The organism is Methylobacterium sp. Leaf100 (assembly GCF_001422845.1).
In the GTDB taxonomy this organism is placed as follows: domain Bacteria; phylum Pseudomonadota; class Alphaproteobacteria; order Rhizobiales; family Beijerinckiaceae; genus Methylobacterium.
Genome location: NZ_LMMW01000012.1, coordinates 206,609 through 233,496, shown reverse-complemented (window position 1 = coordinate 233,496; position 26,888 = coordinate 206,609). Strand labels below are relative to the sequence as shown.

Below are 26,888 nucleotides of genomic sequence, written 5' to 3'. Positions count from 1 at the left end.
CGCGATCCGGCTCGCCAATCTCAGTTTTTCACCGCCATGGGCCGAGCTGCTTCGGGGCTCGGCGGTCTGCTTGACCAAGCACAACAGAGGGATCCCACCATGGGTAAAGTTATCGGTATCGACCTCGGCACCACCAATTCCTGTGTTGCCGTGATGGAGGGCTCGCAGCCCAAGGTCATCGAGAACGCGGAAGGTGCGCGCACCACGCCGTCCATCGTCGCCTTCCTCGACGACGGCGAGCGCCTCGTCGGCCAGCCGGCCAAGCGCCAGGCGGTCACCAACCCGGAACACACCTTCTTCGCCATCAAGCGCCTCGTCGGCCGCACCTACGACGATCCGATGACGCAGAAGGACAAGGGCCTCGTGCCCTACAACATCGTCCGCGGTGACAACGGCGACGCCTGGGTCGAGGCCGACGGCAAGAAGTATTCGCCCTCGCAGATCTCCGCCTTCACCCTGCAGAAGATGAAGGAGACGGCGGAAGCCCATCTCGGCCAGCCGGTGACGCAGGCCGTCATCACCGTGCCTGCCTACTTCAACGACGCCCAGCGCCAGGCCACCAAGGACGCGGGCAAGATTGCCGGCCTCGAAGTGCTGCGCATCATCAACGAGCCCACCGCCGCGGCGCTGGCCTACGGCCTCGACAAGAAGAAGGCCGGCACCATCGCGGTGTACGATCTCGGCGGTGGCACCTTCGACGTGTCGATCCTCGAGATCGGCGACGGCGTGTTCGAGGTGAAGTCCACCAACGGCGACACCTTCCTCGGCGGCGAGGACTTCGACAACCGCGTGGTCGAGTACCTCGCGGCGGAGTTCAAGCGCGAGCAGGGCATCGACCTGACGAAGGACAAGCTCGCGCTCCAGCGCCTCAAGGAAGCCGCCGAGAAGGCCAAGATCGAGCTGTCCTCCGCGACCCAGACCGAGATCAACCTGCCCTACATCACGGCCGACGCCTCCGGGCCGAAGCACCTCGCGCTCAAGCTCAGCCGCGCCAAGTTCGAGTCCCTCGTGGACGATCTCGTCCAGCGCACCATCGAGCCCTGCCGCAAGGCCCTCAAGGATGCGGGCGTCTCGGCCTCCGAGATCGACGAGGTCGTGCTCGTCGGCGGCATGATCCGCATGCCGAAGATCCAGGAAGTGGTGAAGTCGTTCTTCGGCAAGGAGCCCCACAAGGGCGTCAACCCCGACGAGGTCGTGGCCATCGGCGCGGCGGTCCAGGCCGGCGTGCTCCAGGGCGACGTGAAGGACGTTCTGCTCCTCGACGTCACCCCGCTGTCGCTCGGCATCGAGACCTTGGGCGGCGTGTTCACCCGCCTCATCGACCGCAACACCACCATCCCGACGAAGAAGTCCCAGACCTTCTCGACGGCCGAGGACAACCAGAACGCCGTCACCATCCGGGTCTTCCAGGGTGAGCGCGAGATGGCGGCCGACAACAAGATGCTCGGCCAGTTCGACCTCATGGGCATTCCGCCGGCCCCGCGCGGCATGCCGCAGATCGAGGTGACCTTCGACATCGACGCCAATGGCATCGTCAACGTGACGGCCAAGGACAAGGCGACGAACAAGGAGCACCAGATCCGCATCCAGGCCTCGGGCGGCCTCTCGGATGCGGATATCGAGAAGATGGTCAAGGACGCCGAGGCCAATGCCGAAGCGGACAAGAAGCGTCGCGAGCTCGTCGAGGTGAAGAACCAGGGCGAGAGCCTCGTCCACGCCACCGAGAAGTCGGTCAAGGAGTACGGCGACAAGGTCTCGGCCGATGACAAGGGTGCCATTGAGACCGCCATTACGGCGCTGCGCACGGCCCTCGAAGGCGACGACGTCGAGACCATCAAGGCTCGCACAACCGACGTGATGCAGGCGTCGATGAAGCTCGGCGAGGCCATGTACGCGGCCAACCAGGGCGGTGAGGCCGGGGCCGAGGCGCCGGCCGGCGAAGCCAAGAAGGACGACGTCATCGACGCCGACTTCCAGGAAGTCGATGACAAGGACCAGAAGAAGCGGGCATAACGCCCCTTGAGAAACGGGGGGTCGGAGTAATCCGGCCCCTCGCCATGTCTGGTCAGATGACGGTGCGGTCCCCGGTGGATGCCGGCGCGCCGAACGACTTTTGAGGGCGGGTATGTCGAAGCGGGACTATTACGAGATTCTTGGCGTCGCCAAGACCGCGACCGACGGCGAGATGAAAGTCGCCTTCCGCAAGCTCGCCATGACCTACCATCCCGATCGCAATCCCGGGAATGCGGAGGCCGAGGTCAAGTTCAAGGAAGTCAACGAGGCCTACCAGACCCTGACCGACGGCCAGAAGCGCGCAGCCTACGACCGCTTCGGCCATGCCGCGTTCCAGCAGGGCGGCGGCGGGGGCGGTCCCGGATTCGGCAACGAGTTCGGCGACTTCATGTCGGACATCTTCGACAATTTCTTCGGCGACGGACGCGCGGCCCCCGGCGGGGCGCGAGCGGGCGCGGGCGGACGAGGCGGCTCCACCCGCGAGCGCGGCGCCGACCTGCGCTACAACCTCGAGATCTCCCTGGAGGAGGCCTTCGCCGGCAAGGCGGAGACCATCAAGATGGCGACGGCCGTCACCTGCGAGGTATGCTCGGGGTCCGGTGCCAAGGCCGGCTCGAAGCCGCGCCCGTGCCAGACCTGCGGCGGCTACGGCCGCGTGCGCGCCGCGCAGGGGTTCTTCGCCATCGAGCGGACCTGCCCGAACTGCCACGGACGCGGCGAGGTCATCGACGATCCGTGCGGCAATTGCTCGGGCGCCGGCCGCGTCACGCGCGAGCGCACCCTGTCGATCAACGTGCCGGCGGGCGTCGACGACGGCCTGCGCATCCGTCTCGCCGGCGAGGGCGAGACCGGCCTGCGCGGCGGCCCGGCGGGCGACCTCTACGTGTTCCTCTCGATCAAGCCGCACGAATTCTTTCAGCGCGACGGCGCCGACCTGTTCTGCCGGGTGCCGATCAACATGGTGACGGCGGCCCTGTCGGGCGAGATCACCGTGCCGGTCATCGACGGCTCGCAGACCCAGGTGCGGATCCCGGCCGGCACCCAGACGGCCAAGCAGTTCCGCATCAAGGGCAAGGGCATGCCGGTGCTGCGCGCCCGCGAGGTCGGCGACCTCTACATCCAGGTGTTCGTCGAGACGCCGCAGAATCTGACCAAGCGCCAGCGCGAACTGCTGCAGGAATTCGGTCAGTCGGCTTCCGACGAGAACCACCCCGAGAGCGCGGGCTTCTTCTCCAAGGTCCGCGAGTTCTTCGACGGACTCGGCGGTACCGCCCGACAGTGAGCACGGTGCGGGATCGAACGGCCGCGAGCCCGGTTATGATTGTGGCTGGGCCGCACCGCTCGACCGAACGCACGACCGGACCCGGGGGCGAAGCGCCGATGCGGCTTGACTGTACACGGCCTTCGGCGTCTAGCCTTTCCTTCCCAAACCGTGATCTGAGGGCCTAGGGTCTTGCCGCCGCTCCGCCGTCCCAGCACCAAACTCCAAGCCGCCCTCGGCGCTCTTCAGGGTGCGCCCGGGGCCCCGCGCGTGCGGCGCGATCCGCTGGAGGACGAGGCCCGCTTCCTGCGCTCCTGGTTCGAGCGTCCCCTCGTCACGGGGTCGGTGACCCCGTCGGGCAAGATGCTCGCCCGCACCATGGCGTCCTACGTCGATCCGCGCATGGCCGGGCCGGTCATCGAACTCGGGCCGGGTACGGGTCCGGTGACGGAAGCCCTCGTGCGACGGGGCATCGAGCAGGAGCGCCTGATCCTGGTCGAGTACAACCCGGATTTCTGCCGGCTGCTGCGGACGCGGTTTCCCCGGGCCACCGTGGTGCAGGGCGATGCCTACGACATCACCGCCACCCTCGGGGCCCTCGTCCACGAAAAGGCCGCCGCCACGGTGTCGAGCCTTCCGCTGTTCACCAAGCCCCTGGAACAGCGTCTCAAGCTCCTCAACGCCGCCCACGCCATGATGCATGCGGGCGCGCCCTTCGTGCAGTTCACCTACGCGGTGGTTCCGCCGATTCCCGAGCGCTGCGATGCCGGGACCTATACGGCGAGCCGTTCCAACCGCGTCTGGCTCAACCTGCCGCCGGCGCGCGTCTGGGCCTATCGCCGTCCCTGACGCAGGGCTGAACGGCTCCCGGCCACGGCGTTCAGCCGTCGCGATCTAGGTTCTCCTGACGGGGTCGAGATGTCGTCGACCCCCTGAGACCGGGAGACCGTCATGGCTTTTCGCCCCCACACGCTGCTCGTCCGAAGCCGCCGCCTCGCCGCCGGCCTCGCCCTCGCGATCGGCCTCGGCATCGGCGGTGCCCAAGCGCTGCCGTTCGCCGATGTCGGACCGCAAGCCGAGTTCGTGCCCGTCTACGACCATGACGGTTATGGTCACCGGGGCTACGATCGCGGGCATCATCATCGCGGCCATGACCGCGGCTGGGGTGGTCACCATCGCGGCTGGGATCACGACCGTGGCTACGGCCGGCGCCACTGGGGCCACCATCACCACCATCATCACGACGGCCGCGGCCGGGGTTACGACCGGTACTGATCGGTCAGGCGATCCTGTCGCGGAGCAGGGCATCGGCCGGCTGAGGCTCGGCCGTGATGAGGTAGGCCGCTCGCAGGGCCGCCTCGGCCCGGTCCGCCGAGGCGGCGTCCCTTGCGTGGATCGTGGCGAGCGGCCGGTCGGGACCGACCGCGTCGCCGGCCCTTGCGAGGCCGGTGAACCCCACGGCGGGGTCGATGGCGTCCTGCGGCCGGGTCCGGCCACCGCCGAGGCCGATGACGGCGAGACCGATGTCGCGGGTCGCCGCCCGGCGGATGACGCCGGCCTCCGGCACCTTCACGGTCCGCACGACGGCGGCCCTGGCGAGGTACTGCCCGGGACGCTCGGCGAGGTCGGCCGGGCCACCGAGCGCCGCCACCATGCGGGAAAAGATCGCCAGGGCACGCCCGGAATCGAGGGCTTCCTCCAGTCGCGTCCGCGCGGCGGGCAAGCTGTCCGCGAGGCGGCCCAGCATCAGCATCTCGGCGCCGAGTTCGACGGTGATGGCATGGAACGCGGGCTCCCGCGCACGCCCGCCGAGATAATCCAGGGTGTAGGCCACCTCCAGGGCGTTGCCCGCCGCCGAGGCGAGGGGCGAGTCCATGTCGGTGACGAGGGCCACGGTCGGAAGGCCGGCCCCGCCCGCCACGCCGACGATGGCTTCGCCGAGCCCCCGCGCCTGGTCCGGTCCGGCCATGAACGCCCCCGAGCCGACCTTCACGTCCATCACCAGGCCGTCGAGGCCGGCGGCGAGTTTCTTCGACAGGATCGACGCCGTGATGAGATCGAGGGATTCCACCGTGCCGGTGACGTCGCGGATGGCGTAGAGGCGGGCATCGGCCGGCGCGAGGTCGGGCGTCTGGCCGATGATGGCGCAGCCGACGTCCTTCGTGACCCGGCGGAACCGGTCGAGGTCCGGCCGCGCGTCGTAGCCCGGGATGGCCCCGAGCTTGTCGAGGGTGCCGCCCGTGTGCCCGAGGCCGCGCCCCGAGATCATCGGCACGTAGCCGCCGCAGGCCGCCACCAGGGGCGCCAGGGCGAGGCTGACCGCGTCGCCGACGCCGCCGGTGGAATGCTTGTCGAGGACGGGGCCCGGCAGGTCCCAGCGCAGCACCGTGCCCGAATGCGTCATCGCCCGGGTCAGGGCGACGCGCTCCTCCAGGGACAAACCGCGGAAGAACACCGCCATGGCGAAGGCCGCCGCCTGGCCCTCGGTGACGCGCCCATCGGTCAGGCCGGCGATGAAGTCGGCGATGCGGGCCGGATCGAGGGCGAGCCCGTCCCGCTTCGCCCGGATGATCTCCTGCGGCAGCATCATGGCCTGGGGTCCCGGGCGGCGACGAGGGCGGCGTTCAGGCCGCTCGCCCCGATGCGGAAGGTTCTGGGCGTCGCCCAATCCGGCCCCATGATGCGGTCGGCGAGGGCGAGATAGAGGGCGGCATCGGCCACGGTCCGGATACCGCCCGAGACCTTGAGGCCGTGTTCGCCGCCGGTCTCCCGGAGGGCGACCAGCATGATCTCGGCCGCTTCCAGGGTCGCCGAGACGGCGGATTTGCCCGTGGACGTCTTGATCATGTCTGCACCCGCCGCGAGGGCGAGGCGGCTCGCCCCTTCGATCAGCTCCGGCGTGGCGAGTTCGCCGGTTTCCAGAATCACCTTGAGGCAGGCGGGCCCACAGGCGTCCCGCACGGCCGAGACCATCGCGCGCGCCGGTTCGGGGCGGCCTTCGCGGAGGGCGCGATAGGGCAGGACGAGGTCGATCTCGTCGGCGCCGTCCGCCAGGGCCGCGCGGGTGTCAGCGACGGCCCGCGCCGCATCCTCGCCCCCGGCCGGAAAATTGATCACGGTCGCCACCGCCACGCCCGATCCGGCGAGGAGCCGGGCGGCCTGCGCGACGAACCGGGGCCAGACGCAGATTGCCGCGACGCCGCTGGCACCGGCGGCCGCGCACAGGGCGTCGATGGCCGCCTCGGTGCAGGTGTCGCCCAGGTCGGTCAGGTCGAGGAGCGGGAGGGCGCGCCGCGCGATCGAAGCGTCGGTCATGCGTGGGGCTCCGGCAGGCGGGCGACGAAGGCTTCGGCGAGGCGGGCGAGGTCGGCGGCCGCCCGCGCCGCCACGGCCTTGGTCTCGTCGTGATGCGGGTCGCCGTCGCCGATGCCGGCGGCGAGGTTGGTGACCACCGAGACCGCCGCCACGGGCAGGCCGAGGAAGCGGGCGAGGATCGCCTCCGGCACCGTGGACATGCCGACGAGGTCGGCGCCGAGGATCCCGGCCATGCGGACCTCCGCCGGCGTCTCGAAGCTGGGGCCCGAGAACCACGCGTAGACGCCCTCGTGCAGGGCCAGGCCGCAGGATACGGCCGCGGCGTGCAGCGTCTTCCGCAGATTCGAATCGTAGGCGCCCACCATGGGGACGAAGCGTGCCTCGCTCGCCTCCCCGATGAGCGGATTGAGGCCGGACAGGTTGATGTGGTCGCTGAGCGCCACGAGCTGGCCCGGACCGGCCTCGGGCCGAAGCGACCCGGCGGCGTTGGTCAGCAGAAGGGCGCGGGCGTCCAGCGCCCGCGCGACACCGAGGGGCACCCGCATGGCGGCGGCGTTCCCGGTCTCGTACGCATGGGCGCGCCCCTCGAACACCAGGACGCGGCGCCCACCGAGCCGCCCGGCATGGAGCCGCCCGCCATGGCCGCTGACGCCGGGTGCGGGAAAGCCTGGAATCTCCCCATAGGACAGTGCGTAGGCGTCGGTGAGGCGCTCCACCAGGGCGCCGAGGCCGGTGCCGGTCACGATGGCGCAGGCGAACTGTCCCGCGAACCCTTGCATGCGCAGGCGATCTACGGTTGCGGCGAGCCTGGACGCATCAGGCATGGGCGAGGTTCTCCGGCCCGAACGAATCCGGCAGCAGGCTCCCGAGGGTGAACCGGGCGCGGATGCCGTCGTCGTCGGCCACGTGGATCACAGCGCCGGGCGTGGCGAATTCACGGATGCGCTGGCGGCAGGCGCCGCAGGGGGTGACGAGGCCGGGGCCGGGCCCCATCACCAGCATGGTGCGGATCGCCCGCCCGCCCTCCGCCACCATGGCGGCGATGGCCCCGGCTTCGGCGCAGGAGCCCACCGGATAGGCCGCGTTCTCGACGTTGCAGCCGGCATGGACCCTGCCGTCCGCGTCCCGCAGGGCGGCGCCGACGGCAAAGCGCGAGTACGGCGCGTAGGCCCGCGCGCGGGCGACGCGGGCGGCGTCGAACAGGCTCTGGAGATCGGGGTCCATGCGCGATGTTTGGCACCGATGCCGGAGCCCTGTCGAGGGATCATCGACAGGGAGCCACCGGCCTTTTAAGACGCGAGGGACGAGGATGGCGGCAGGGACGGACGGCGATGCTGGGTCGGTTTGAACGGAGTGCGTCGGGCGAGGCGACGGTGGAGTACGGCGACGGCACCATGCGGGTGGTGAAGCCCGGCCGCTTCGTGCGCTGCGCCGTCACAGGCGCGCCCATCGAACTCGACGCCCTGCGCTACTGGAGCGCCGTGCATCAGGAAGCCTACGCGACTCCGGAGGCGGTGATGCAGCGCCTGCGCGAGCGCGCCGTCGCGGGCTGATCCTCAGCCGCCGGTCCTGTTCTCAGCCGCCGGTCATGGGCGGGAAGAACGCGATCTCGGATGCGCCCGCCAGGGGCGCGTCGGGCTTGGCGTGAACACGGTCGATGGCGACGCGCACGACGCCGTCTCCCTCGAAGGCGTAGGCGTATTCCTCGCCCCGGCCGCGCAGCCAGCGCAGGAGATCCGCCACTGTGGCGAGGTCGCCCGGCAGGTCCACCACCTCTTCGGCCTTGCCGACGCGTTCGCGCACCCAGGCGAAGTAGACGAGCTTCATGAGACCATCTCTCAGCGCGGGTCGTCGATGACGTGCTTGATGCCCGCCCGCATGTAATCCCACCCCGTATAGAGCGTCAGGGCGGCGGCGATCCACAGCAGGTAGGTCCCGGTCTGCACCGTGCCCGGCAGGATCGTTTCGCCGGCCGGGCCCGCCACGAGGAAACCGATGGCCACGAGCTGCAGGGTGGTCTTCCACTTGGCGACCCGGCTCACCGGCACGCCGACCTTCAGTTCGGCGAGATATTCGCGCAGGCCCGAGACCAGGATCTCCCGGCACAGGATCACGATGGCGGCCCACAGGGTCCAGCCATGGATGGTGCCGTCGGCGGTGAGCATGAGGAGGCAGGCGGCCACCAGCAGCTTGTCGGCGATGGGGTCGAGCATGCGGCCGAGCGCCGAGGATTGGTCGTAGGTCCGCGCCACGTAGCCGTCGAGGTAGTCGGTGATGGCGGCGAGGATGTAGACGCCGAGGGCCGCGAACCGGGCCGTGTGCTCGACGGGCCAGTACAGCAGAGCGACGACGATGGGCACGGCCACGAGCCGCCCGTAGGTCAGGCAGTTCGCGAGCGTCCAGGCCGGCGAACGGCGGCGGGTGGGGGTCGGCTCCATCGGCGCGGTGAAACCATGGGGCGGAGTGGGGGTCAACCGCTGTGCCTCGCTCATGCTGGTCCGGCGCCCTCAGGTCTGGGCGTGGAAGAAGTCGTAGACGGCGCGGGCCGTGGCGGCGTTGACGCCGGGCGTCTTCGCCAGATCCTCGAACGCCGCCCGCTGAATCGCCTTCACGGTTCCGAAATGGTGCAGGAGCGCGCGCTTGCGCGTCGGACCGATGCCGGCGATCTCGTCGAGCGGGTTCACCATCATCTCGCGCTTGCGCTTGGCCCGGTGGGTGCCGATGGCGAAGCGGTGGGCCTCGTCGCGCAGGCGCTGGACGAAGTACAGGGTCGGGTCGCGCGGCGGCAGCTTGAACGGCGGGCGCCCCGGCACGAAGAAGGTCTCGCGGCCGGCGTCGCGGTCGCGCCCCTTGGCGATGCCGACCAGCGCCACGTCGGTGACGCCCATCTCCTCCAGGGCCGTGCGTGCGGCGTCCAACTGGCCCTTGCCGCCGTCGATGAGGACGAGATCGGGCCAGGCCGGCATGGTCTCGGTGTCGGCCTCCGGCGCAGCGACGGCCGCCGGCTCCCCATCCGCCGCCTCGGCCTGGTCGGGCGTGCGCGGGTTCTCCTTCACGAGGCGCTTGAAGCGGCGCTGCAGCACCTCGCGCATCATCCCGTAATCGTCGCCCGGGGTCAGCTCCTCGGACTTGATGTTGAAGGTGCGGTAATGGGTCTTGGCGAAGCCCGTCGGCCCGGCGACGATCATGCCGCCCACCGCGTTCGTGCCCATGATGTGCGAGTTGTCGTAGACCTCGATGCGCCGGGGTGCGGCGGCCAAGCCGAACGATTGCCCGAGGGCCACCAGCAGCTTGCCCTGGGAGGCGGTGTCGGCGAGGCGCCGCCCCAGGGCCTCCTTGGCGTTGCGCTGGGCATACTCGACGAGGTTCTTGCGCTCGCCGCGCTGGGGCAGATGGATGTCGACCCGGTAGTCCGTGCGGCTCGACAGGGCGGCGGCGAGCAGCTCCGCATCCTCGATGACGTGGGACACGAGGACGAGACGTGGGGCCGGCTTGTCGTCGTAGAACTGGCCCATGAACGAGGCCAGCACCTCGTCGGCCGTCATGCTGCGGTCGGCCTTGGGGAAGTAGGCGCGGTTGCCCCAGTTCTGGAAGTTGCGGAAGAAGAACACCTCGATGCAGAACTGCCCCGCCTGCTCATCGAGGGCGAACACGTCGGCCTCCTCGACGCCTTGGGTGTTGACTCCTTGCGTCCCCTGGATCGCCGAAAGGGCCGAGATCCGATCGCGAAAACGGGCGGCGCGCTCGAACTCCATCACCTCCGAGGCCGCCTGCATCTCCTCGCGCATACGGTCCTTCACGGCGTTGGACTTGCCGGCGAGGAACGCCTTCGCGTTGTCGGCGAGCGCCTGGTACTCCGGCAGGGCGATCTCGCCCGTGCACGGACCGGCGCAGCGCTTGATCTGGTAGAGCAGGCACGGCCGGGTGCGGTTCTCGTAGTAGCTGTCCGTGCAGGTGCGCAGCAGGAAGGCGCGCTGGAGCGCGTTGACCGTGCGGTTGACGGCCCAGACGTTGGCGAACGGCCCGTAATAGCTGCCCTTGCGCCGGCGGGCGCCGCGATGCTTGACGATCTGCGGGGCTTCGGAATCGGCCGTGACGAGGATGTAGGGGAACGACTTGTCGTCCCGCATCAGGACGTTGAAGCGCGGCTTCAGCTGCTTGATGAGGTTGGCCTCGAGCAGCAGCGCCTCGGTCTCCGTGGCGGTGGTGACGAACTCCATCGCCGCCGTCTGCGAGATCATCCGGGCGATGCGGTTCGAATGCGCCTGTCCGCGGGCATAGGAGCCGACCCGGGCCTTCAGGTTCTTCGCCTTGCCGACGTAGAGGACGTCGCCCTTCGCGTCGAACATCCGGTAGACGCCCGGGCCCGAGGGCAGGGTGGTCCAGAACCGGCGGATGATCTCCGTCCCGGCCTTGACCGCGCCCTCCTCGAAATCGAAGTCGATCTCGGGCGCGTCGTCGTCCGGAGCGAGTTCGGAGGCGTCCTCCGCCTCGTCCATGGCGTCGAGATCCTCCGGCGGAGCGTCCCCGAGGCTCTGGCCGTTCGGGGTCTCGCGTTTGGTTTCGCGGCTCTTTTCGCGGCTCATGAGCCTGATCTAAGCCGCGTGGATTCGTGAGGGAAGGGGCGATCAGTCGAACAGCGCGTCGATGTCGCCTTGGTCGACGTGGCCGGCATCGCCGTCGAGCTTCGGCCCGTTGAGGAGCGAGTTCTCGTCCTCGATGTCGATCTTGCCGCCGTTGACGCCGAGGAGTTCGCTGAAGGTGTCGAGGCCGCCCCAGGCGTCGATCATCCGGTCGAGGTGTTCCTCGATGAATTTCAGCACGCCGACGATCTTGTTGATGCGCTGGCCGGTGAGATCCTGGAAGTTGCACGCCTCGAAGGCGACGACCACGCGCTCGAGGATGGCGTCGATGTTCTCGCGCCCCGCCATGGTGGTGGTCATGGCGCGCAGCATGCTGGCGTTGGTTTCGATCTCCTCGATGGCGCCGAGGATCGTGCTCGTGGCCTGCTCGGTGGAATCGACAACGGCGTCGAGCTCGCCCGCCACCCGGCGCATGCCCTTGCCGGTGTTCTCCGAGCGGTAGAGGGTCGCGATCTCCTGCTTGGTGCGGGTGATCGCATCCTTCATGATGTCGAGTTCGGAGCGCATGGCGAAGGCCTCGCTCAGCTCGCGCCGGCAGGCCTCCACCGTCTCCACGGTGCTCGTCTGGGTGACGCGGCGCAGGTCCTGGATCGCCGACAGGATCTCTTCGAGGCGAGTGTTGTTGAGGGCCACCGCCTCGGACGCGACGGCCGCCTCCGGTGCGGGCGTGGGAGCGCTCGCGGCGAGGCCGAGGCTGTCTTCGATGCGGTAACGTTTCGTGGTCATCGGTGAGATCAAGCCCGCCAGAGTTCAGCGAAGGGACCATCGGCCAAACTGGTTGCCATTTCTTGAATGCCGCAACGGTTGGGCAACCTTTACCACCCGTTCACGCTGAATCGGTTCCGGCGCCGTCGAGGACCGGTCTCGTGAAGGATTCACCACGTTCCTTCACCGGACGCCGACCCGCCCGACGCGATCCTGGCCCGAGACGGGACCCCATCGGGTCGGGTGTGTCGGGGGAAGATCATGCGGATCGAAGGGTGCGTGGCCGGCGTGGCGTTGGCCATGGGAATCACCGTGGGGGCCAGCCCGGCGGCGGCGCAGGCGGCGCCGGGCCGCTACGGCGGCGGCCTCATCGAATTCCTGATGAGCGATGCCCCACCCCCTGCACCGGCCGGGGGCCGCTACGAGGCGGCACCCATGCGCCGTCTCTCGTCGGGGGACCGTGTGCCCGAAGCCATGCCGCCGGCCGTCCCCGTGCCGCCGCGGGTCCGCCTCGCCGCCCTGCCGCCGGTCGAAGCGCGCCTGGAGGAGTCCGGACGCACACCGCAGATGTACGGGCGTCCTCCCGAAGCCTATGGGCGTGCGCCCGAGGCCTACGGACACGCACCCCAGGCCTATGGGCGTGAGCCGGGGCCGGCCTACGGACAGCAGGGTGCCGAAACCATCGGCCGGGCAGCGGACCCGCGCTTCGCCCGTCAGGTCGTTGCGTATGACGGCGGCCAGCGTCCCGGCACCATCGTGGTCGATACGCCGGGGAAATTCCTCTACCTCGTCCAGCCCGGCGGGAAGGCGATCCGCTACGGCATCGGCGTCGGCCGCCCGGGCTTCGCCTGGTCGGGCCTCAAGTCCATCAGCCAGAAGCGGGAATGGCCCGACTGGACCCCGCCGTCGGAGATGATCCGGCGTCGTCCCGACCTGCCGCGCCACATGGCCGGAGGGCCCGGCAACCCGCTCGGCGCGCGGGCGCTCTACCTCGGTTCGTCGCTCTATCGCATTCACGGCACCAACGAGCCGCACACCATCGGCCAATCGGTCTCGTCGGGCTGCATCCGGATGATGAACGAGGACGTCATCGATCTGTACGAGCGCACCCCCGTGGGCACCCGCGTCGAGGTGCTCTGAAGGTAGGCAGACGGGCGCGGGAACGAAGCCCATCGAAACGCAGAACGGATCGGCCCCTTATCCGGAGCCGATCCTTTCGGGAATCGAAGCCCGGCCGCCCGGAGGGGGCGGCCGGAGCCGATCTCACACCCAGTCGTCGTCGCCACCGCCGCCGAGGTCGCCGCCGAAATCGTCGCCGGCATCGCCGCCGAACGACGCCTCCTGGAAGTCGCCGCCGCCGCCCAAGGCCGAGCCGAGATCGGAATCACCGCCCGCCGCAGCACCGGAGGCCGGCAGACCGGCCGCTGCCGCGCTGCCGAGGGAGGAATGGCCGCCCGCGAAGGCGTTCGACAGGGCGCTTCCGAGGAGCATGCCGCCGGCCGCACCCGCCGCCATCGGCAGCGCGGTCGCCATGAAGCCGCCGCCGCGCGCCGGGGCCGCCTGCTGCTGGCCGCCCCACGGGCCGCCCTGCTGCGGACCGCCATAGCCCGGCTGCTGGCCGTATCCGGGCTGCGGCTGGCCATAGCCCGGCTGCTGCTGGCCGGGGCTGCCCCAGGCCTGACCGGCCGGACGCTGCGGCTCCTGGCGCGAGGACCCGCCGCCGAAGATGCTCGACAGGAACCCGCCGCCGCCCTGGGGCTGCTGCTGGCCTGCCTGCTTGGCCTGTTCGAGCTGCTGGTTCAGGCTCTTGATCGCCTCCTCCTGCACGTAGATGAGCTGCGCCATCGCGTAGGGTGCGTAGGGCTGGGCGCGCAGCTTGTCGGCGATGAAGCGCTCGGCTTCGAGATCGCGGGGCTGGCTCGCCGCCTGTTCCAGGCGCTGGAAAATGCCGCCGATGACGTCGCGTTCTTCGCTGTTCATGGAGTTGTCCTCCTGGGGCCAAGCCGGCGGCGTTCTCACCGCGCGAGCGGTTCACAGATGGGGAACGCCGTGGGCTTTTGTCAGGGGCTCAACGCAAACTCCGCCGTTCGGATGCATCGATCCGTCACGGGCGTGCGCCGGAACACGAAAAAGCCCGGCCTTTCGGCCGGGCTTCTCACGATGACGGGAGTCCGGTGGCGCTCCGAGGGAGCGCCGGTCGGGTCCTAGTACGAGCCGAACTTGTAGTTCAGGCCGGCGCGGACGACGGCGAACTCGGTGTCGCGGACCTGACGGCCACCGCTGGCCAGGACGACGCCGGGGCTGTTGGTGAAGATGGTCGCGCCGGCGTTGTTGACGGCGAAGGCGCCGGCGTTGCGGTTGTTCTGCTCGAGGTTGACGTACAGGCCTTCGACCTTGAACGTCACGGCCGAGGACTTGAAGAAGTTGAAGAACGAGTCCGTGGGGAGCGCGTACTCGATGCCACCGCCGGCAGCCCAGCCGGTCTGGAAGCTGTCGCGGCTGCCGCTGTTCAGGCCGAACTCGCGTCCGCCGCCCGAACCGTAGGCGAAGCCGCCGGTGCCGTACACGAGGGTGCGGTCGAAGGCGTAGCCGAGGCGACCGCGGACGGTGCCGAAGTAGTCGAGGCTGGAGACGCCGGCCGGGTTGAASACCTGCTGGGCGGCGAGGGGGCCGGTGGCGGAGAAGCGGTTCCGCTCACGCCCGAAGTCGACGTACTGGGCGTCGGCCTCGACACCGACGACGAMGCCGGAGCCCGGGGTGAACTGGTAGTTGTAGCCGATCTGACCACCGCCGACGAAGCCGTCGTTGCTGCGGCCGTTGCCGAAGGCGATCGCCTGGTCGAAGCCGTAACCGGCGTTGAAACCGGCGTAGAAGCCCGTCCAGGTGAACACCGGCACCGGCACGAACACCGGCGGAGCCGCACGGCGCGGAAGGTCGGCGGCGAAAGAAGAACCGGCGATCAGGATGCCGGCGAGCGCGGTGGCGCCGCGAAGAATGGATTTCATAGTATGGTCCTCTACCAATTCGCCCCGCCGCTCCTTTTGGAGGCATCCGGTGCAGTTCCCCGTCTTTAGTCCAGTCGACCGGAAGAAGCTGTGGCTTTGCGAACACGTCGCTTGCCGGGAAGGCGGCCCCATTGTGGCGGTGCCCGCCTCGATCTTCTGGCAACTTGCCGGGCTAACGCGCGCCAATGGCCAAGGTTCAACCCTCGACGCGATTCGTTGCATAAAAATTTCTGCCAGATTGTCGCACCTGGCCTCAAGGTGATCAGACGAGGGTGATGGCCGAGATCAGCCGGCCGTAATCGGCCTCGTGGCGGTGGGTCGCGCGGCGGAAGCTGTAGAAGCGCTCCGCGTCGGCATAGGTGCAGAGCCCGAGACTGGAGGCCTGGACGATGCCGGCCTCGGCCAGGCGGGCGGCGATGAACCCCGGCAGATCGAACTGCGCGTGGTCGGGCCGTTCTCCGGCACCCAGGAACGCTTCGCATCCGGGGGCTTCGACCCGGAAGCGCGCGATGAAGTCGGGGCCGACCTCGTAGGCGGCCTGCGCGATCGTCGGCCCGAGCACGGCGACGATGCCGGACCGGCGCGCGCCCAACCCTTCCATACCCTGGACCGTCGCCTCGATCACGCCCGTGAGAGCGCCTTTCCAGCCGGCATGGGCGGCGCCGACGACGCCATTCTCCGCGTCGGCGAACAGGATCGGTCCGCAATCGGCCGTGGCGATTCCGAGCGCGAGGCCGCACACCCGCGTCACCATGGCGTCGGCCTGCGGCCGCGCCGCGTGGGGAATGGGGGCCTCCACCACCACGGCCTTCGCGGAATGAACCTGATACAGGCTGGCGAGGTTCTCCGGTGCCACGCCGAGGGCCGTGCACATCCGGGCCCGGTTCTCGGCGACACGCGCCGGATCGTCGGCCGAGCCGAGGCCGCCGTTGAGGGAGGCGTAAAGCCCGTCCGAGACGCCGCCCTCCCGGGTGAAGAAGGCGTGGCGCAGGCCCGGCAGGGCCCGCAATTCTGGGGCTTCGAGGAACATGGTCGTTGGCTCCGGCGACGGGGAGGCCTCGATACCCTGTTCCGGACAGCGCGACGACCATCCCGGCATTCGCCGGGTACCACCCCAAACATCAGAGCTGCCCGTAAGGGTTCGCGCGCCGAATTTCACACTTCGTTAAGCATATTTTGATCGGATGCTCGCGAAAGCCGAGGACACATCCGATGTCGGAACCCGCCCGCCAATTCCCGCCCAACGATCAGCCGGGTCGTCCCCAGCCGGGTCCGCTCCGGGATTGGCTCGCCGCGATGAAGGCGGTGACGGCCACCCAGGCGGCGCAGGCCTCGCGCCCCGCCGGCATGCCGCAGCCCGTCGAAGAGGTGGCCGAGCCGCAGGCCGAGGCCCCGGCCTGGACCCCCCGCGTCGTCGCACCGAGCGCGGCGACGCCGGCGCCCCTCGTCGATTCCGAGACCGATCTCTCGGACCTGATGGCCGAGAATCTGATGCTGAAGGCCAAGCTGAAGGTCGAGTTCGAGCGCTACGACAGCCTCCAGGCAGTCCTGGCGGACGAGCTGCGGGGCCTGCGTGGCCATGTCGAATCCGAAATGCAGGCCCTCGACGAGGTCCGCGCCGAGCGCGATCAGCTCAAGGCCCTCACGGCCGCCGCCGCCAGCGAAATGCGCGAGATGCGCACCAAGATCAACGCCAACGCCGAGGAGCTCGCTCAGGCCCGCTCGGAGCGGGATCTCTGGATGGCCCGGGCCGAGACCCTGGCCCAGCCCCTGTTCCAGCGTCGCTGAACCGACATCCAAGGCAAAGCCGCAGGCTCGTCTTCAGGCCGGCCGCAGGCGCGCCAGACAGGCCGAAGGCCCGCCCCTTTCGGGGCGGGCCTTCCATTGCCGGACCACTCGTTGTCCGGCCGATCCCTTGTTCTTCCCGCCGAGGCGCTAGTAGGCAGCGCCGGAGGCGACGGTCCAGGTCAGGGTGGCCGGGGAGAGCGGCTGATGACAATGAGACACTGGATCACCTCCTTTCGTTCGTTGCGACTGAGGGCAAGGTAGGGGTCGGATCGGGGTTTGAAAAGGGCCCCGGTTGCGCCCTTCCGCCGCTCCCCTCCAGACCCGGGCGGGCCGAGGTGGACTTGAAGTCGACTGGCCACGGCGAGGCCCCAAGTCTAAGACGCTGGCACCCGCCCGGGAGGGCGTGCCCGGAACCCGCCATGTCCGCCAGCCCCAGCCCGCGCGCTCCGGCGCCCGACGAGGCCGCCCTCGATCCCGATGCCATGCGCCAGCCGCTCGGCGACGCGTGGTACTGCGTCGCCCGCTCCGACGGTCTGAAGCCCGGCAGCCTCAAGGCGGTGGAACTCAACGGCGAGCAGATCGTCCTCGGCCGCGACACCGCCGGAGCCGCCTTCGCACTCCGGGATCGCTGCCCCCACCGCGGCATGGCCCTGTCGAAGGGCCGCTTCGACGGCGGCGCCCTGACCTGTCCGTTCCACGGCTGGCGCTTCGGCACCGACGGGCGCTGCCGCGACGTGCCGACCCTGTCCTCCTCCGACGCCGCCGATTTTTCGAAAATCGCGGTGCAGCGCTTCCCCGTCCGCGAGAGCGCGGGCTTCGCCTGGGTCAATTCGTATCTTGGGAGCCCGTCCGGCACCGACGTGCCGGCCCTGCCCGAACTCGGGTTCGAGGCCGCCGGCCGTGTCGTCATCGAACTCGTGGTCGAGGCCTCGTTCGATCTCACCACCTTGAGTCTCGTCGATCCCGGCCACGTCGCGTTCGTGCACGATTCCTGGTGGTTCCGCCCGTCGAAGGAACTGCGCGAGAAGGTGAAGACCTTCACGCCGACGCCGCACGGCTTCACCATGACGAGCCACGCCACCACCACGAGTTCGCCGGTCTATCGGCTGCTCGGCGGCGCCCCGGCGGTGGAGATCGAGTTCCGCCTGCCCGGCGTGCGGCTGGAGCGGATCGTGGCGGGGGCCAAGCGCGTGGCGAACTACACCTTCGCCACGCCGCTCACCCACAACCGCACCCTGCTGACCAACGCCCTGTACTGGAACATGCCGGCGCTGAACCTGCTGAAGCCCGTGGCCCGCCCGCTGATGCGCCAGTTCCTGACCCAGGACCAGCAGGTGCTCCAGCACGCCCAAGCCGGCCTCGACCGGAAGCCCACCATGGTGCTGTTCGGCCAGGGCGATCTGCCCTCGCAATGGTACTTCCGCCTGAAGCGCGAGGCCCTCGCCGCCGCCCGCGAGGGCCGGCCGTTCCGCAATCCCCTAGCGACGCAGGAACTGCGCTGGCGCTCTTGAACCGCAGCGTGGCCGCTTGAACGGCCGCGTGCACCAGCCATCTCGGGTGGATGAAGCGCAACGATCTGATCACGGCCCTCAGCGCCGCCACGGTGATGACCCTCGGGGGCGTCGGCTATGCGGCGCACAAGCGCACGCGCAACCCGTATTACCGGGGGCCGAAGAGCGATCATTTCGACGGCCTGCGCTTCCACGGGCCGGACCAGCCCGCCGACAAGGATCTCTCGGACATCGCCCGCTGGCGCCGCCGGCGCGGCATCGACAGTCCGGTGCGGGCCCTGTGGCCGAAGCACCATCCGAGCCCGTTCCGGGACCGGCCGCCCGAGCGGTTCGCGGGACTGCGCGTCACCCTCATCGGGCACGCGAGCTACCTGTTCCAAGTGGCGGGGCGCAACATCCTGGTCGATCCGGTCTACGCGAACCGGGCCAGCCCGGTGCGGTTCGCGGGCCCCAAGCGCGTCAACCCACCCGGCATCGCCTATGCCGACCTCCCGCCCATCGACGTGGTCCTGATCACCCACAACCACTACGACCACCTCGACGGCCCCACCGTCGCGCGCCTGTGGCAGGCGCATCAGCCGCTCATTCTGGCGCCGCTGGGCAACGACGCGATCCTGCGGGCCTACGACGACACCATGCATGTGGAGACCCGCGACTGGGGCGAAGCGATCGACCTCGGCGGCGGCCTCACGGTGCATGTCACGCCGGCCAATCACTGGTCGGCGCGTGGGCTCAACGACAAGCGCATGGCCTTGTGGTGCTCGTTCGTGCTGACGACGCCGGTGGGCGTGCACTACCATTCGGGCGACACCGGATTTCGCGGCGGGGCGATCTTCGCCGAGGCCCGCACCCGGTTCGGGCCGCCGCGCCTCGCCACCCTGCCCATTGGCGCCTACGAGCCGCGCTGGTTCATGCGCGACCAGCACATGGACCCCGCCGAGGCGGTGGCGGCCGGCCTGCTCCTCGGCGCCGACCAGATGATCGGCCACCATTGGGGCAGCTTCCAGCTCACCGACGAGGGGATCGAGCAACCCGTCGAGGCCCTGGCGGTGGCGTGCGCCGAGAACGGGATCGCGCCGGAGCGCTTCCGGGCGTTCCGGCCGGGCGAGGTCTGGCAGGGCTGACGCCCTGCCACCTTACAGGACGAACCGGCTGACGCCCTGCCGCCTCACAGGATGAACCGGCTGACGCCCTACCGCCTCACAGGATGAACCGGCTCAGGTCCGCGTTCGCCGCCAGGCTCTCGACCCGCGCGCGGACGTAGGCGGCGTCGATGGGCACGGTCTCGCCGGACCGGTCGGTGGCGGTGAACGAGATCTCGTCGATGACGCGCTCCAGCACCGTCTGGAGGCGGCGGGCGCCGATGTTCTCCACTGAATTGTTCACGTCCACCGCGACCTTGGCCAGGGCATCCACCGCGTCGTCGCTGAATTCGAGGGTCACGCCCTCGGTCTGCATCAGCGCCACGGTCTGCTTCAGCAGGCTCGCCTCCGTGGTGGTGAGGATCTGCTTGAAATCCTCCACCGTGAGGGGCTGCAGCTCGACGCGGATCGGCAGGCGCCCTTGCAATTCCGGCAGGAGGTCGGACGGCTTCGAGACGTGGAAGGCGCCGCTGGCGATGAACAGGATGTGGTCGGTCTTCACCGGCCCGTGCTTCGTCGCCACCGTGGTCCCCTCGATCAACGGCAGCAGATCGCGCTGCACGCCCTCGCGGGACACGTCGGCGGACGAGCGACCCTCCTTGGCGCAGATCTTGTCGATCTCGTCGAGGAAGACGATGCCGTTGTCCTCGACCTCGCGGATCGCCTCCTGGGTCAGGGATTCGGTGTCGACGAGCTTGTCGGATTCCTCGGCCAGCAGGGGCGCGTAGGCCTCCTTCACGGTCATCCGCCGGGGCTTGCCCTTCTGGCCGCCGAGCGCCTTGCCGAGCATGTCGCCGAGGTTGACCGCGCCCATGGACGCACCCGGCATGCCCGGGATCTCGAACATCGGCAGGCCGCCGGACGGGTTGCCGCTGAGTTCGATCTCGACCTCCTTGTCGTCGAGTTCGCTCGCCCGCAGCTTCTTGCGGAAGCTGTCGCGGGTGGCCTGACCGGAGGTAGGGCCCACCAGGGCATCGAGGATGCGGCCCTCGGCCGCCGCCTCGGCCTTGGCCTTCACGGCGCGGCGCTTCTCCTCGCGCTTCAGGCCGATGCCGACCTCGACGAGGTCGCGCACGATCTGCTCCACGTCGCGGCCGACATAGCCGACCTCGGTGAACTTCGTGGCCTCGATCTTGAGGAACGGCGCGCCGGCCAGGCGCGCGAGGCGGCGGGCGATCTCGGTCTTGCCGCAGCCGGTGGGGCCGATCATCAGGATATTCTTCGGCGCGACCTCTTCGCGCAAAGGACCGGTCAATTGCTGGCGGCGCCAGCGGTTGCGCAGCGCGATGGCGACGGCGCGCTTGGCGTCGGCCTGGCCGACGATGAAGCGATCGAGTTCCGAAACGATCTCGCGGGGGGAGAAACTGGTCATCACGCTCCGATCGGGTGCGGCAGCCGGGCTGCCCAAGGGCGGGGGAGGGCGCGCAGGATTCGGGCCCGCAGGGGATGCCAGCCGGCGCTCAGAAGAAGGATGAAGGTGCCGAGGGCGAGGAGCGCCAAGGGCAGAACGTTGCCCGTGATTCCGATCTCACGCAGGAGGGCGTCGAACGAAAGGCCGGCATAGACCAGGCTCGACACGAGAATCGCCCGCCGGTCCGTCACAAGGGCAACGCTGGCTAACCCGAGGACGATGGCGAGAACTGGAAAGGCCAAGCCGATCTGCGAGGTGTTCCCCTTCGCGACAGCGCTGAGTACCGGATGGACGATCATCGGGGCCGCAAGGAGGTGGAGCCAGAAGGCGATGTCGGTCCGGCGCGTCAACCGCCGGGGATCCGACAGGTCGAAACGCATCGCGAGCGCAAAGGTCCCGAGGCCCGCGGCACTCAGCAGCCAGGGCAGCCGGTCGTAGGCGAAGAACGGATCGACGGCGGCGACGAGACCAAGCAGCAGGCCGATCAGGGCCGCCGTTCCCGCCGCGATGGTGATGGGCACCCTGAAGCGCCAGTAATGCAGCCCCACGAGAAGCAGCGTGACGAGGCCGGCACCAATCAAAGGCCGCGCTTCCGGATGACCGCGAAACACGAGATCGAACAACGTCGTCCCCCGTGAGGCCTCCGTATCCGGATCGACCAGTGCGAAGCCGGCGGCGTTATAGGTCGCCAGTGCGAAGACCACGAGTAGGACGATGCTCGGCAAGGCCATGCGTCTGCGTCGCGTGAAGAACTCCGCGAGCACCCAGGCCTCGAGGGCGACTAGACCGTAACCGCCGACCGGCCCCAGCCGATCTATCCCGAGATAACCGGTGGTGCCGAAGAACAGTACGAGGCCAAGGGTCACAAAGATATCGGCGAACCCCGTGACGAACCGCAGGCGCTCGTCGTCGCGGGGCTCGTCCTGGGCGGCGACGTCCTCGCGCGCCAATCGGTCGAGGGCCAGGGCCTGATCGTCGGTGATGATCCCGCGTGCCACCCCGGCGCGCAGGAGCACCGCATGATTCGGCAGCGGGCCGTCGCCCGGGAGGGCGAGGGCGGGGGCGGTCGGGGGCTGTTCCACGCTGCCGACTTAAGCGCGCCGGGGCTGCCTTACCAGGGTGCGGCCGGGCTCACGCCGCCCGGACGCGGGGTCACGCTGCCCGGATGCGGGGTCAGGCCGCCCGGATGCGGGGTCAGGCCGCCCGGATGGTGCCGACGAAGCCCGTGACCTCGCCGTCGAGGGTAGTGGTCTGGCGCGCGAGTTCGGCCGCCGCGCCGAGGACCCGGGCCGCGCCCGTGCCGACTTCGGCCGCGGCGGCGCGCACCTGCCCCATGGTCCGGGTCACCTCCTGTGTGCCGTGGGCGGCGTCGGAGATGCTGCGGGCGATGGCCTGGGTGGCGGTCTGCTGCTCCTCGACGGCGGCGGCCACCCCCTGGGCGATGCCGTGGACGCTGCCGATGGTGGTGCCGATCTCCGCGATGGCCTCGACGGTCTCGCGGGTCGCGGCCTGGATCGTGGCGATCTGGGCGGTGATCTCCTGTGTCGCCTGGGCGGTCTGGGACGCCAGGTCCTTCACCTCGGCGGCGACCACGGCGAAGCCGCGCCCGGCCTCGCCGGCACGGGCCGCCTCGATGGTGGCGTTGAGGGCGAGAAGATTGGTCTGGCCGGCGATGTTCGAGATCAGGGCGACGACATCGCCGATGCGGGCGGCGCTGCCGGCGAGCACGTCGACCCGCGCATGGGTGCGCCGGGCGCTCTCCACGGCGCCGGCGGCGGCGGCCGAGGTGTGCGCCACCTGCTGGCCGATGGCGTCGGCGGTGGCGGCGAGTTCCTCGGTCGCCGCCGCCACCGCCTGGACGTTGAGGGCGGTGGCATTGGCCGCCTGCATGACGGCGCTCGACTGGGCGTCGGCGTGCTCGGCGTTGCGGGCCATCGTCCGGGCGGTCTCCTCCAGGGCGGCGGCCGCCCCCGACAGGGTGCCGACGAGGCCGCCGACGCTGCCCTGGAACCGATCGGCGAGGTCGACCCGATCGGCCCGGCGCCGCGCGCTCGCATCCGTGGAGGCCCGGTCCCCATCGATCCGCAGGGTCTCGGCCTGCCGCATGGCGGTGGCGAACACCGCCATGCTGCGCTGGATGTCGCCGATCTCGTCGCGGCGCGGCGTCATGGCGGCGAGCTGGTGATCGCCTTCGGACAGGCGCCGGATCGCGGCGGCGACGCCCACCAGGGGGCGGGCGATCTGGCTGTTGCCGACGCCGACGCCGATGAGCAGGCAGGCGAAGGGCCCACCGATCGCGAGGGCGACGAGGAGCACGATGCGCTGATCGTAGAGGCTGTCGGTGGCGCGCTCGATGGCGGTGAGGCGGGACAGGCTGTCGGCCACCAGGGCGTCGATGCTGTCCTGGTAGGCCTGCCGGTTGGCGCGGTTCGCTTCCGTGAAGCCCTGGTCGGCGGCGGCCTTCGGCGAGACCTCGGTGCCGAGGCGCGCGGTCTCGAGGCGCAGCGGCGTGAAGGCGGCGGCCCCTTCTGCCACCCTGGCGAACAGCGCCTCCTCGGCCGGCGTGAGGCGGGCCGGCCAGGCCGCCAGGACCGCGTTCATGTCCGTGAGGTTCTGGCGCAGGCGCGCGGCGTACTTCACCGCATCGGCGGTGTCCTTGGCGGCGTAGATCCCGCGGGACTCCAGGGCGATGGTGGTGACGTGGCGGTTGAGCCGGGCGGCGTCGAGGGCGCGCTGGGTCGCGAGACGCCCCTGCTCGATGGCGGTGTCGAACGCCCGCAGGGTGAAGACCCCGACGCCCGCCACGAGAAGCGTCACCGCGCTGCAGGCGATGACGAACGCCAGAATCTTCGCCCTGATCCGCATGATCTTCGACTCCCCAGAACAGCTTTTCGCGTCAGTTTGGGGGGAATCTCGGAAAGGTTCGTTAATCGTACGAGACTTCGCTCAGTCGATCATGCATCCAAAGCCTCGATGACGAGACTGTGATTCGTATAGACGCAGATTTCGGCCGCGATCCCCATCGCCCGCCGGACGATGGTTTCTGCGTCGTGCTGTCCATCTTCGAGGGCGCGGGCGGCGGCAAGGGCGTAGTTGCCACCCGAACCGATGGCCATGACGCCGTGCTCCGGCTCGAGGACATCGCCGGACCCCGAGAGCAGCAGGCTGACCTCGCGGTCGGCGACCAGCATCATGGCTTCGAGGCGGCGCAGGTAGCGGTCCGTGCGCCAATCCTTGGTGAGCTCGACGCAGGCGCGGGTGAGCTGGCCCGGATACTGTTCGAGCTTGGCTTCCAGCCGTTCGAACAGCGTGAAGGCGTCGGCCGTGGCGCCGGCGAAGCCGCCGATCACCGCACCCTTGGCCAGCCGCCGCACCTTGCGGGCGTTGCCCTTCACGATGGTCTGGCCGAGGCTGACCTGACCGTCGCCGCCGATGACGACGCGCCCGCCCTTGCGCACCATCAGGATCGTCGTCGCGTGCATCTGCGGCGGGCCGCCGGATTCGTGTGTCAAAGGGGCTCTCCCGTGTGCGTGTCCGGCCGGGAGATAGGTCGTCGGGCCGCCGGGCGCCAACCGGGGACGGGATCAGGCCGGCGTCCCACCCTTCGGCAGCATCCGGGCGAAGGCCGCGACGCAGGCCGGGTCGAAATGCGAGCCCGCGTTGGCCAGGATGTGGTTGAGGGCTTCCCGCTCGCTCCAGGCCTTCTTGTAGGGCCGGTCGGAGGTGAGGGCGTCGAACACGTCGGCCACTGCGACGATGCGGCCCGACAGGGGAATCGCCTCGCCGGCGAGGCCCGCCGGGTAGCCGCTGCCGTCCCAGCGCTCGTGATGCGTGGCGGCGATCTCGGCGGCGCGTTGCATGAGGAGGGACGACGAACCCTCGAGGATGCGCCGGCCGCGCTCGGCGTGGCGCTCCATCTCGGTGCGCTCTTCGGGCGTCAGGGGGCCGGGTTTCAGCAGGATGGTGTCCGGCACGCTGATCTTGCCGACGTCGTGCATGGTCGAGGCGAGGCTGAGCTGCTCGACCTCGGCGTCGGGCAGGTCGAGGCCGCGGGCGATGAGGGCGACGAGCCCGGCCACCCGCGCGACGTGGTTGCCGGTCTCGTTGTCGCGATGCTCGGCGGCCTTCATCAGCATCAGCACGATCTCGCGCTCGCGGGCGGCGATGAGGGCGGTGGCCGCCTTGACCTCGCGGTCGAGCCAGGCGGCGCGCTCCCGTTCTCCGATGCGGGCGCGGTTGAGGGCGAGCAGGTTCGACACCCGTGCGCGGATCTCGATGGGGTCGAAGGGCTTGGCCAGGAAATCCGTGGCGCCGGCCTCCAGGGCCTCCCGGCGCAGGCTGCGCTGGTCGAGGCTCGTCACCATCACCACCGGAACGTGCTCGAAGCCCGGCACGGCGCGGGCGGCGCGGATGAACGCGACGCCGTTCATGCCCGGCATGTCGTAATCCGAGATCGCCAGCCCGATGGCGTCGGCATTGGCGGCGACGAAGGCCAGGGCGTCCGCCGGCCGCGTGAAGTCGCGCACGGTGCAGTCCGGAATCGTCCGGATGGCCTCGGCCATCAGCATGTTGTTCAGGGGGGCGTCGTCGAGGACGAGAACGAACATCGCGTGGCCTTGAGATCCCGGACCGCCATCGTACGCCCGGGGGCCGAGCCCCCGCCGTGCCGTGCGGCCGCGCTCGTTTTCTGGACTATCGGCGCCGTCTTGGCTGCCCGTCGCGTGCCACAGGGTGAATGAAATCTTCCGGCCGGCGCCATTTCGCTTCACCGGACGGGCCTCAGGGCGGGCAGGGCAGCCCACCCGGCAGCACGATCTCGGGACTTTCGCTGGCGTAGCGCCGGCCGTAGCGCACGGGCCACAGGGTCTTGCGCACGAGGTCGAGGCCCGACACCGCGTCCCGGAACACGCCCGGCCCCGAGACGGGCCGGTAGGTGCTGGTGATCTCGACGAGGATGAGCCGGGTGCCGGCGGGCTGGGTCGCCTCGGCGTCGCTCACCGGCGCCGGGGCCTCGGGCGCGCGCAGGGGCGAACCGGACGCCGCCGCGCTCGAGCACACCCGCAGGGGCCCGGGCTCGGTGCCGCCGGGGACGCCGACGGCGCTGATGGTGATGCGGACCCCGTCGGCGGCGTAGGGCGCGAGAACGATGGCGGCCGCCCGGAAGATGTCCTCGACCTCCGCCGAGGTCGGACGGGTGCGCTGGGACAGGGTATCGCCGATGGTGCGGGACAGGATGTCGAGCTTGCGCGCGTGGCGCAGGACGTTGGTGATCTCGACGGTGCCGAAGTAGAGCAGCAGCAGGACCGGGATCAGGAGGGCGAACTCGACGATGGCCACGCCGTCGCGTTGCCCGGCGAGGCGACGCGCTGCGCTCCGTGCGGCCCGGCTCAGCATCCGCTCGCGACGGGGGAATTGCCTTCGAGCTGGATCACCGCCGCCGCATTGATGAGGCGGCTGCCGTCTCGGAACTGGCCCGGGGCGATCCCGAAGGGCTGGAACGTGTGCTGGGCCAGCGCCGCCTGGACCACGACGACGCTGCCCTTCAGCAGGCACCCGTGCTGGGTCCCGAAGCCCGGCCGCCAGTCCTTCGTGGCGGCATCGACCGGAGAGGCGCGGTCGACGCTGGCGAAGCTGTCGTAGGCAGCGACATCGACCTTGAGGGCGTCGCATTTCACGAAGGGCGCGACCTGCCGGCACAGCTCCGTGCGGACCCCGTCGAGGGGCGAGCCGCCCGAGCCGTCGGCGCGGACGTAGAATTGCCGCATCGCGCTGTCGAGGCCGTTGTCGAGGGAGGCCGTGATCCAGTGCACGAGGGCGTTCTCGAGGACGAACAGAATGACCACGAAGAGCGGGACGATCACCACGGCGAACTCGACGGCCGCGGCCCCGCCCGTGTCCCGGCGCAACCGCCCGGCCAGACCCCGGACTCGTCGATGCGCCCCGATGGGACGTGTCTCGCCCGCGTGCCCGGCCTCCGTTGCATCCGGAGCCGCGCAGCTTCGTGTTCGGCGATGAGCGGCGGGCGGAAACACGGGCGTGAGGGGAACCTGCGCGCGGCGCGACGGCGACACGCTCGCAACGGGATCGCATGGCG

The 26,888-nt window shown here is 70.0% G+C and carries 27 protein-coding genes; 9 read left to right on the top strand and 18 right to left on the bottom strand.

All coding sequences use genetic code 11. The annotated features are described in order from the left end of the window. Positions 1-99: 99 nt before the first annotated feature. The 4 genes from dnaK to ASF25_RS21875 all read left to right on the top strand — a co-directional run bounded on the left by dnaK (position 100) and on the right by ASF25_RS21875 (position 4,549). A complete protein-coding gene (dnaK, locus tag ASF25_RS09110) occupies positions 100-2,013 on the top strand; it encodes a molecular chaperone DnaK (protein ID WP_056169699.1) in 1,914 nt (637 codons plus the stop codon). 112 nt (positions 2,014-2,125) lie between these two features. Further along, a complete protein-coding gene (gene dnaJ / locus ASF25_RS09105) occupies positions 2,126-3,295 on the top strand; it encodes a molecular chaperone DnaJ (RefSeq protein ID WP_056260464.1) in 1,170 nt (389 codons plus the stop codon). Positions 3,296-3,466: 171 nt separating this feature from the next. Next, on the top strand, positions 3,467-4,123 hold the full coding sequence (locus ASF25_RS09100) for an rRNA adenine N-6-methyltransferase family protein (protein WP_056169693.1): 657 nt from the start codon (positions 3,467-3,469) through the stop codon (positions 4,121-4,123). Between the two features lie 102 nt (positions 4,124-4,225). Continuing rightward, positions 4,226-4,549 (top strand): hypothetical protein, encoded by a 324-nt coding sequence (locus ASF25_RS21875; RefSeq protein WP_056260462.1) that lies wholly within the window; start codon positions 4,226-4,228, stop codon positions 4,547-4,549. Positions 4,550-4,553: 4 nt separating this feature from the next. On the opposite strand, the gene deoA is transcribed toward ASF25_RS21875, so the two are convergent. Genes deoA through ASF25_RS09075 form a run of 4 tightly spaced genes read right to left on the bottom strand, consistent with a single transcriptional unit; the run spans position 4,554 to position 7,813 of the window. Continuing rightward, the gene (gene deoA / locus ASF25_RS09090; RefSeq protein WP_056304404.1) at positions 4,554-5,864 is read right to left on the bottom strand and encodes a thymidine phosphorylase; all 1,311 of its coding nucleotides are present in this window, start codon (positions 5,862-5,864) and stop codon (positions 4,554-4,556) included. After that, positions 5,861-6,589: a deoxyribose-phosphate aldolase gene (gene deoC, locus ASF25_RS09085; protein WP_056304403.1), complete on the bottom strand. Its 729-nt coding sequence runs from the start codon at positions 6,587-6,589 to the stop codon at positions 5,861-5,863. The genes deoA and deoC overlap by 4 nt, the downstream gene beginning before the upstream one ends. Continuing rightward, the gene (locus ASF25_RS09080; RefSeq protein ID WP_056304402.1) at positions 6,586-7,413 is read right to left on the bottom strand and encodes a purine-nucleoside phosphorylase; all 828 of its coding nucleotides are present in this window, start codon (positions 7,411-7,413) and stop codon (positions 6,586-6,588) included. The genes deoC and ASF25_RS09080 overlap by 4 nt, the downstream gene beginning before the upstream one ends. Beyond that, entirely contained in the window at positions 7,406-7,813 is a 408-nt protein-coding gene (locus tag ASF25_RS09075) for a cytidine deaminase (protein ID WP_056304401.1), read from the bottom strand. Before ASF25_RS09075 ends, ASF25_RS09080 begins: the two co-directional genes overlap by 8 nt. Before the next feature lie 107 nt (positions 7,814-7,920). Between ASF25_RS09075 and ASF25_RS09070 the strand changes: the two genes are divergently transcribed. Beyond that, on the top strand, positions 7,921-8,142 hold the full coding sequence (locus ASF25_RS09070; RefSeq protein WP_056169677.1) for a DUF2093 domain-containing protein: 222 nt from the start codon (positions 7,921-7,923) through the stop codon (positions 8,140-8,142). Between the two features lie 22 nt (positions 8,143-8,164). Here ASF25_RS09070 and moaD read toward each other — a convergent pair whose 3' ends face one another. The 4 genes from moaD to ASF25_RS09050 all read right to left on the bottom strand — a co-directional run bounded on the left by moaD (position 8,165) and on the right by ASF25_RS09050 (position 11,958). Next, positions 8,165-8,416, bottom strand: coding sequence for a molybdopterin converting factor subunit 1 (moaD, locus tag ASF25_RS09065; RefSeq protein WP_056169674.1), 252 nt, complete (start codon positions 8,414-8,416; stop codon positions 8,165-8,167). A gap of 11 nt (positions 8,417-8,427) precedes the next feature. After that, positions 8,428-9,027, bottom strand: coding sequence for a CDP-diacylglycerol--glycerol-3-phosphate 3-phosphatidyltransferase (pgsA, locus tag ASF25_RS09060; protein WP_056169670.1), 600 nt, complete (start codon positions 9,025-9,027; stop codon positions 8,428-8,430). Positions 9,028-9,096: 69 nt separating this feature from the next. Then, a complete protein-coding gene (gene uvrC / locus ASF25_RS09055) occupies positions 9,097-11,088 on the bottom strand; it encodes an excinuclease ABC subunit UvrC (protein WP_056304582.1) in 1,992 nt (663 codons plus the stop codon). A gap of 129 nt (positions 11,089-11,217) precedes the next feature. Then, positions 11,218-11,958: a protein phosphatase CheZ gene (locus tag ASF25_RS09050; protein ID WP_056169668.1), complete on the bottom strand. Its 741-nt coding sequence runs from the start codon at positions 11,956-11,958 to the stop codon at positions 11,218-11,220. Positions 11,959-12,198: 240 nt separating this feature from the next. Between ASF25_RS09050 and ASF25_RS09045 the strand changes: the two genes are divergently transcribed. Then, on the top strand, positions 12,199-13,077 hold the full coding sequence (locus tag ASF25_RS09045) for a L,D-transpeptidase (RefSeq protein WP_056304400.1): 879 nt from the start codon (positions 12,199-12,201) through the stop codon (positions 13,075-13,077). A gap of 123 nt (positions 13,078-13,200) precedes the next feature. Here the strand turns inward: ASF25_RS09045 and ASF25_RS09040 are convergent, their stop codons facing one another. From ASF25_RS09040 to pgeF, 3 genes are all read right to left on the bottom strand, one after another. Then, the gene (locus ASF25_RS09040) at positions 13,201-13,917 is read right to left on the bottom strand and encodes a DUF2076 domain-containing protein (protein WP_056260446.1); all 717 of its coding nucleotides are present in this window, start codon (positions 13,915-13,917) and stop codon (positions 13,201-13,203) included. A 224-nt stretch (positions 13,918-14,141) separates the two neighbouring features. Further along, complete coding sequence (locus ASF25_RS09035) at positions 14,142-14,942, bottom strand: outer membrane beta-barrel protein (protein ID WP_056304399.1); 801 nt, start codon at positions 14,940-14,942, stop codon at positions 14,142-14,144. Positions 14,943-15,204: 262 nt separating this feature from the next. Beyond that, a complete protein-coding gene (gene pgeF, locus ASF25_RS09030) occupies positions 15,205-15,972 on the bottom strand; it encodes a peptidoglycan editing factor PgeF (RefSeq protein ID WP_056304398.1) in 768 nt (255 codons plus the stop codon). 182 nt (positions 15,973-16,154) lie between these two features. On the opposite strand from pgeF, the gene ASF25_RS09025 reads away from it, so the two are divergent. The 3 genes from ASF25_RS09025 (at position 16,155) to ASF25_RS09015 (ending at position 19,365) form a co-directional block, all read left to right on the top strand. Further along, positions 16,155-16,730 carry a hypothetical protein gene (locus ASF25_RS09025; RefSeq protein ID WP_082479369.1) on the top strand — a complete coding sequence of 192 codons (576 nt, stop codon included), beginning with the start codon at positions 16,155-16,157 and terminating at the stop codon, positions 16,728-16,730. Between the two features lie 419 nt (positions 16,731-17,149). Beyond that, positions 17,150-18,241, top strand: a complete 1,092-nt coding sequence (locus ASF25_RS09020) for an aromatic ring-hydroxylating dioxygenase subunit alpha (RefSeq protein WP_056267601.1) — start codon at positions 17,150-17,152, stop codon at positions 18,239-18,241. A gap of 50 nt (positions 18,242-18,291) precedes the next feature. Next, the gene (locus ASF25_RS09015; protein ID WP_056175732.1) at positions 18,292-19,365 is read left to right on the top strand and encodes an MBL fold metallo-hydrolase; all 1,074 of its coding nucleotides are present in this window, start codon (positions 18,292-18,294) and stop codon (positions 19,363-19,365) included. Between the two features lie 76 nt (positions 19,366-19,441). Here ASF25_RS09015 and hslU read toward each other — a convergent pair whose 3' ends face one another. The 7 genes from hslU to ASF25_RS22645 all read right to left on the bottom strand — a co-directional run bounded on the left by hslU (position 19,442) and on the right by ASF25_RS22645 (position 26,700). Then, entirely contained in the window at positions 19,442-20,755 is a 1,314-nt protein-coding gene (gene hslU, locus ASF25_RS09010) for an ATP-dependent protease ATPase subunit HslU (RefSeq protein ID WP_056304397.1), read from the bottom strand. After that, on the bottom strand, positions 20,755-21,876 hold the full coding sequence (locus ASF25_RS09005) for a hypothetical protein (RefSeq protein WP_244472958.1): 1,122 nt from the start codon (positions 21,874-21,876) through the stop codon (positions 20,755-20,757). Before ASF25_RS09005 ends, hslU begins: the two co-directional genes overlap by 1 nt. A gap of 112 nt (positions 21,877-21,988) precedes the next feature. Further along, on the bottom strand, positions 21,989-23,659 hold the full coding sequence (locus ASF25_RS09000) for a methyl-accepting chemotaxis protein (protein WP_056304396.1): 1,671 nt from the start codon (positions 23,657-23,659) through the stop codon (positions 21,989-21,991). A gap of 89 nt (positions 23,660-23,748) precedes the next feature. After that, positions 23,749-24,276 (bottom strand): ATP-dependent protease subunit HslV, encoded by a 528-nt coding sequence (hslV, locus tag ASF25_RS08995; protein WP_056175741.1) that lies wholly within the window; start codon positions 24,274-24,276, stop codon positions 23,749-23,751. A 102-nt stretch (positions 24,277-24,378) separates the two neighbouring features. Continuing rightward, entirely contained in the window at positions 24,379-25,401 is a 1,023-nt protein-coding gene (locus tag ASF25_RS08990; protein WP_056175746.1) for an HD domain-containing phosphohydrolase, read from the bottom strand. Between the two features lie 172 nt (positions 25,402-25,573). Continuing rightward, on the bottom strand, positions 25,574-26,188 hold the full coding sequence (locus ASF25_RS21870) for a TadE/TadG family type IV pilus assembly protein (RefSeq protein ID WP_056175749.1): 615 nt from the start codon (positions 26,186-26,188) through the stop codon (positions 25,574-25,576). Continuing rightward, positions 26,182-26,700 (bottom strand): TadE/TadG family type IV pilus assembly protein, encoded by a 519-nt coding sequence (locus ASF25_RS22645; protein WP_056175753.1) that lies wholly within the window; start codon positions 26,698-26,700, stop codon positions 26,182-26,184. The genes ASF25_RS21870 and ASF25_RS22645 overlap by 7 nt, the downstream gene beginning before the upstream one ends. Between the last annotated feature and the right edge of the window lie 188 nt (positions 26,701-26,888).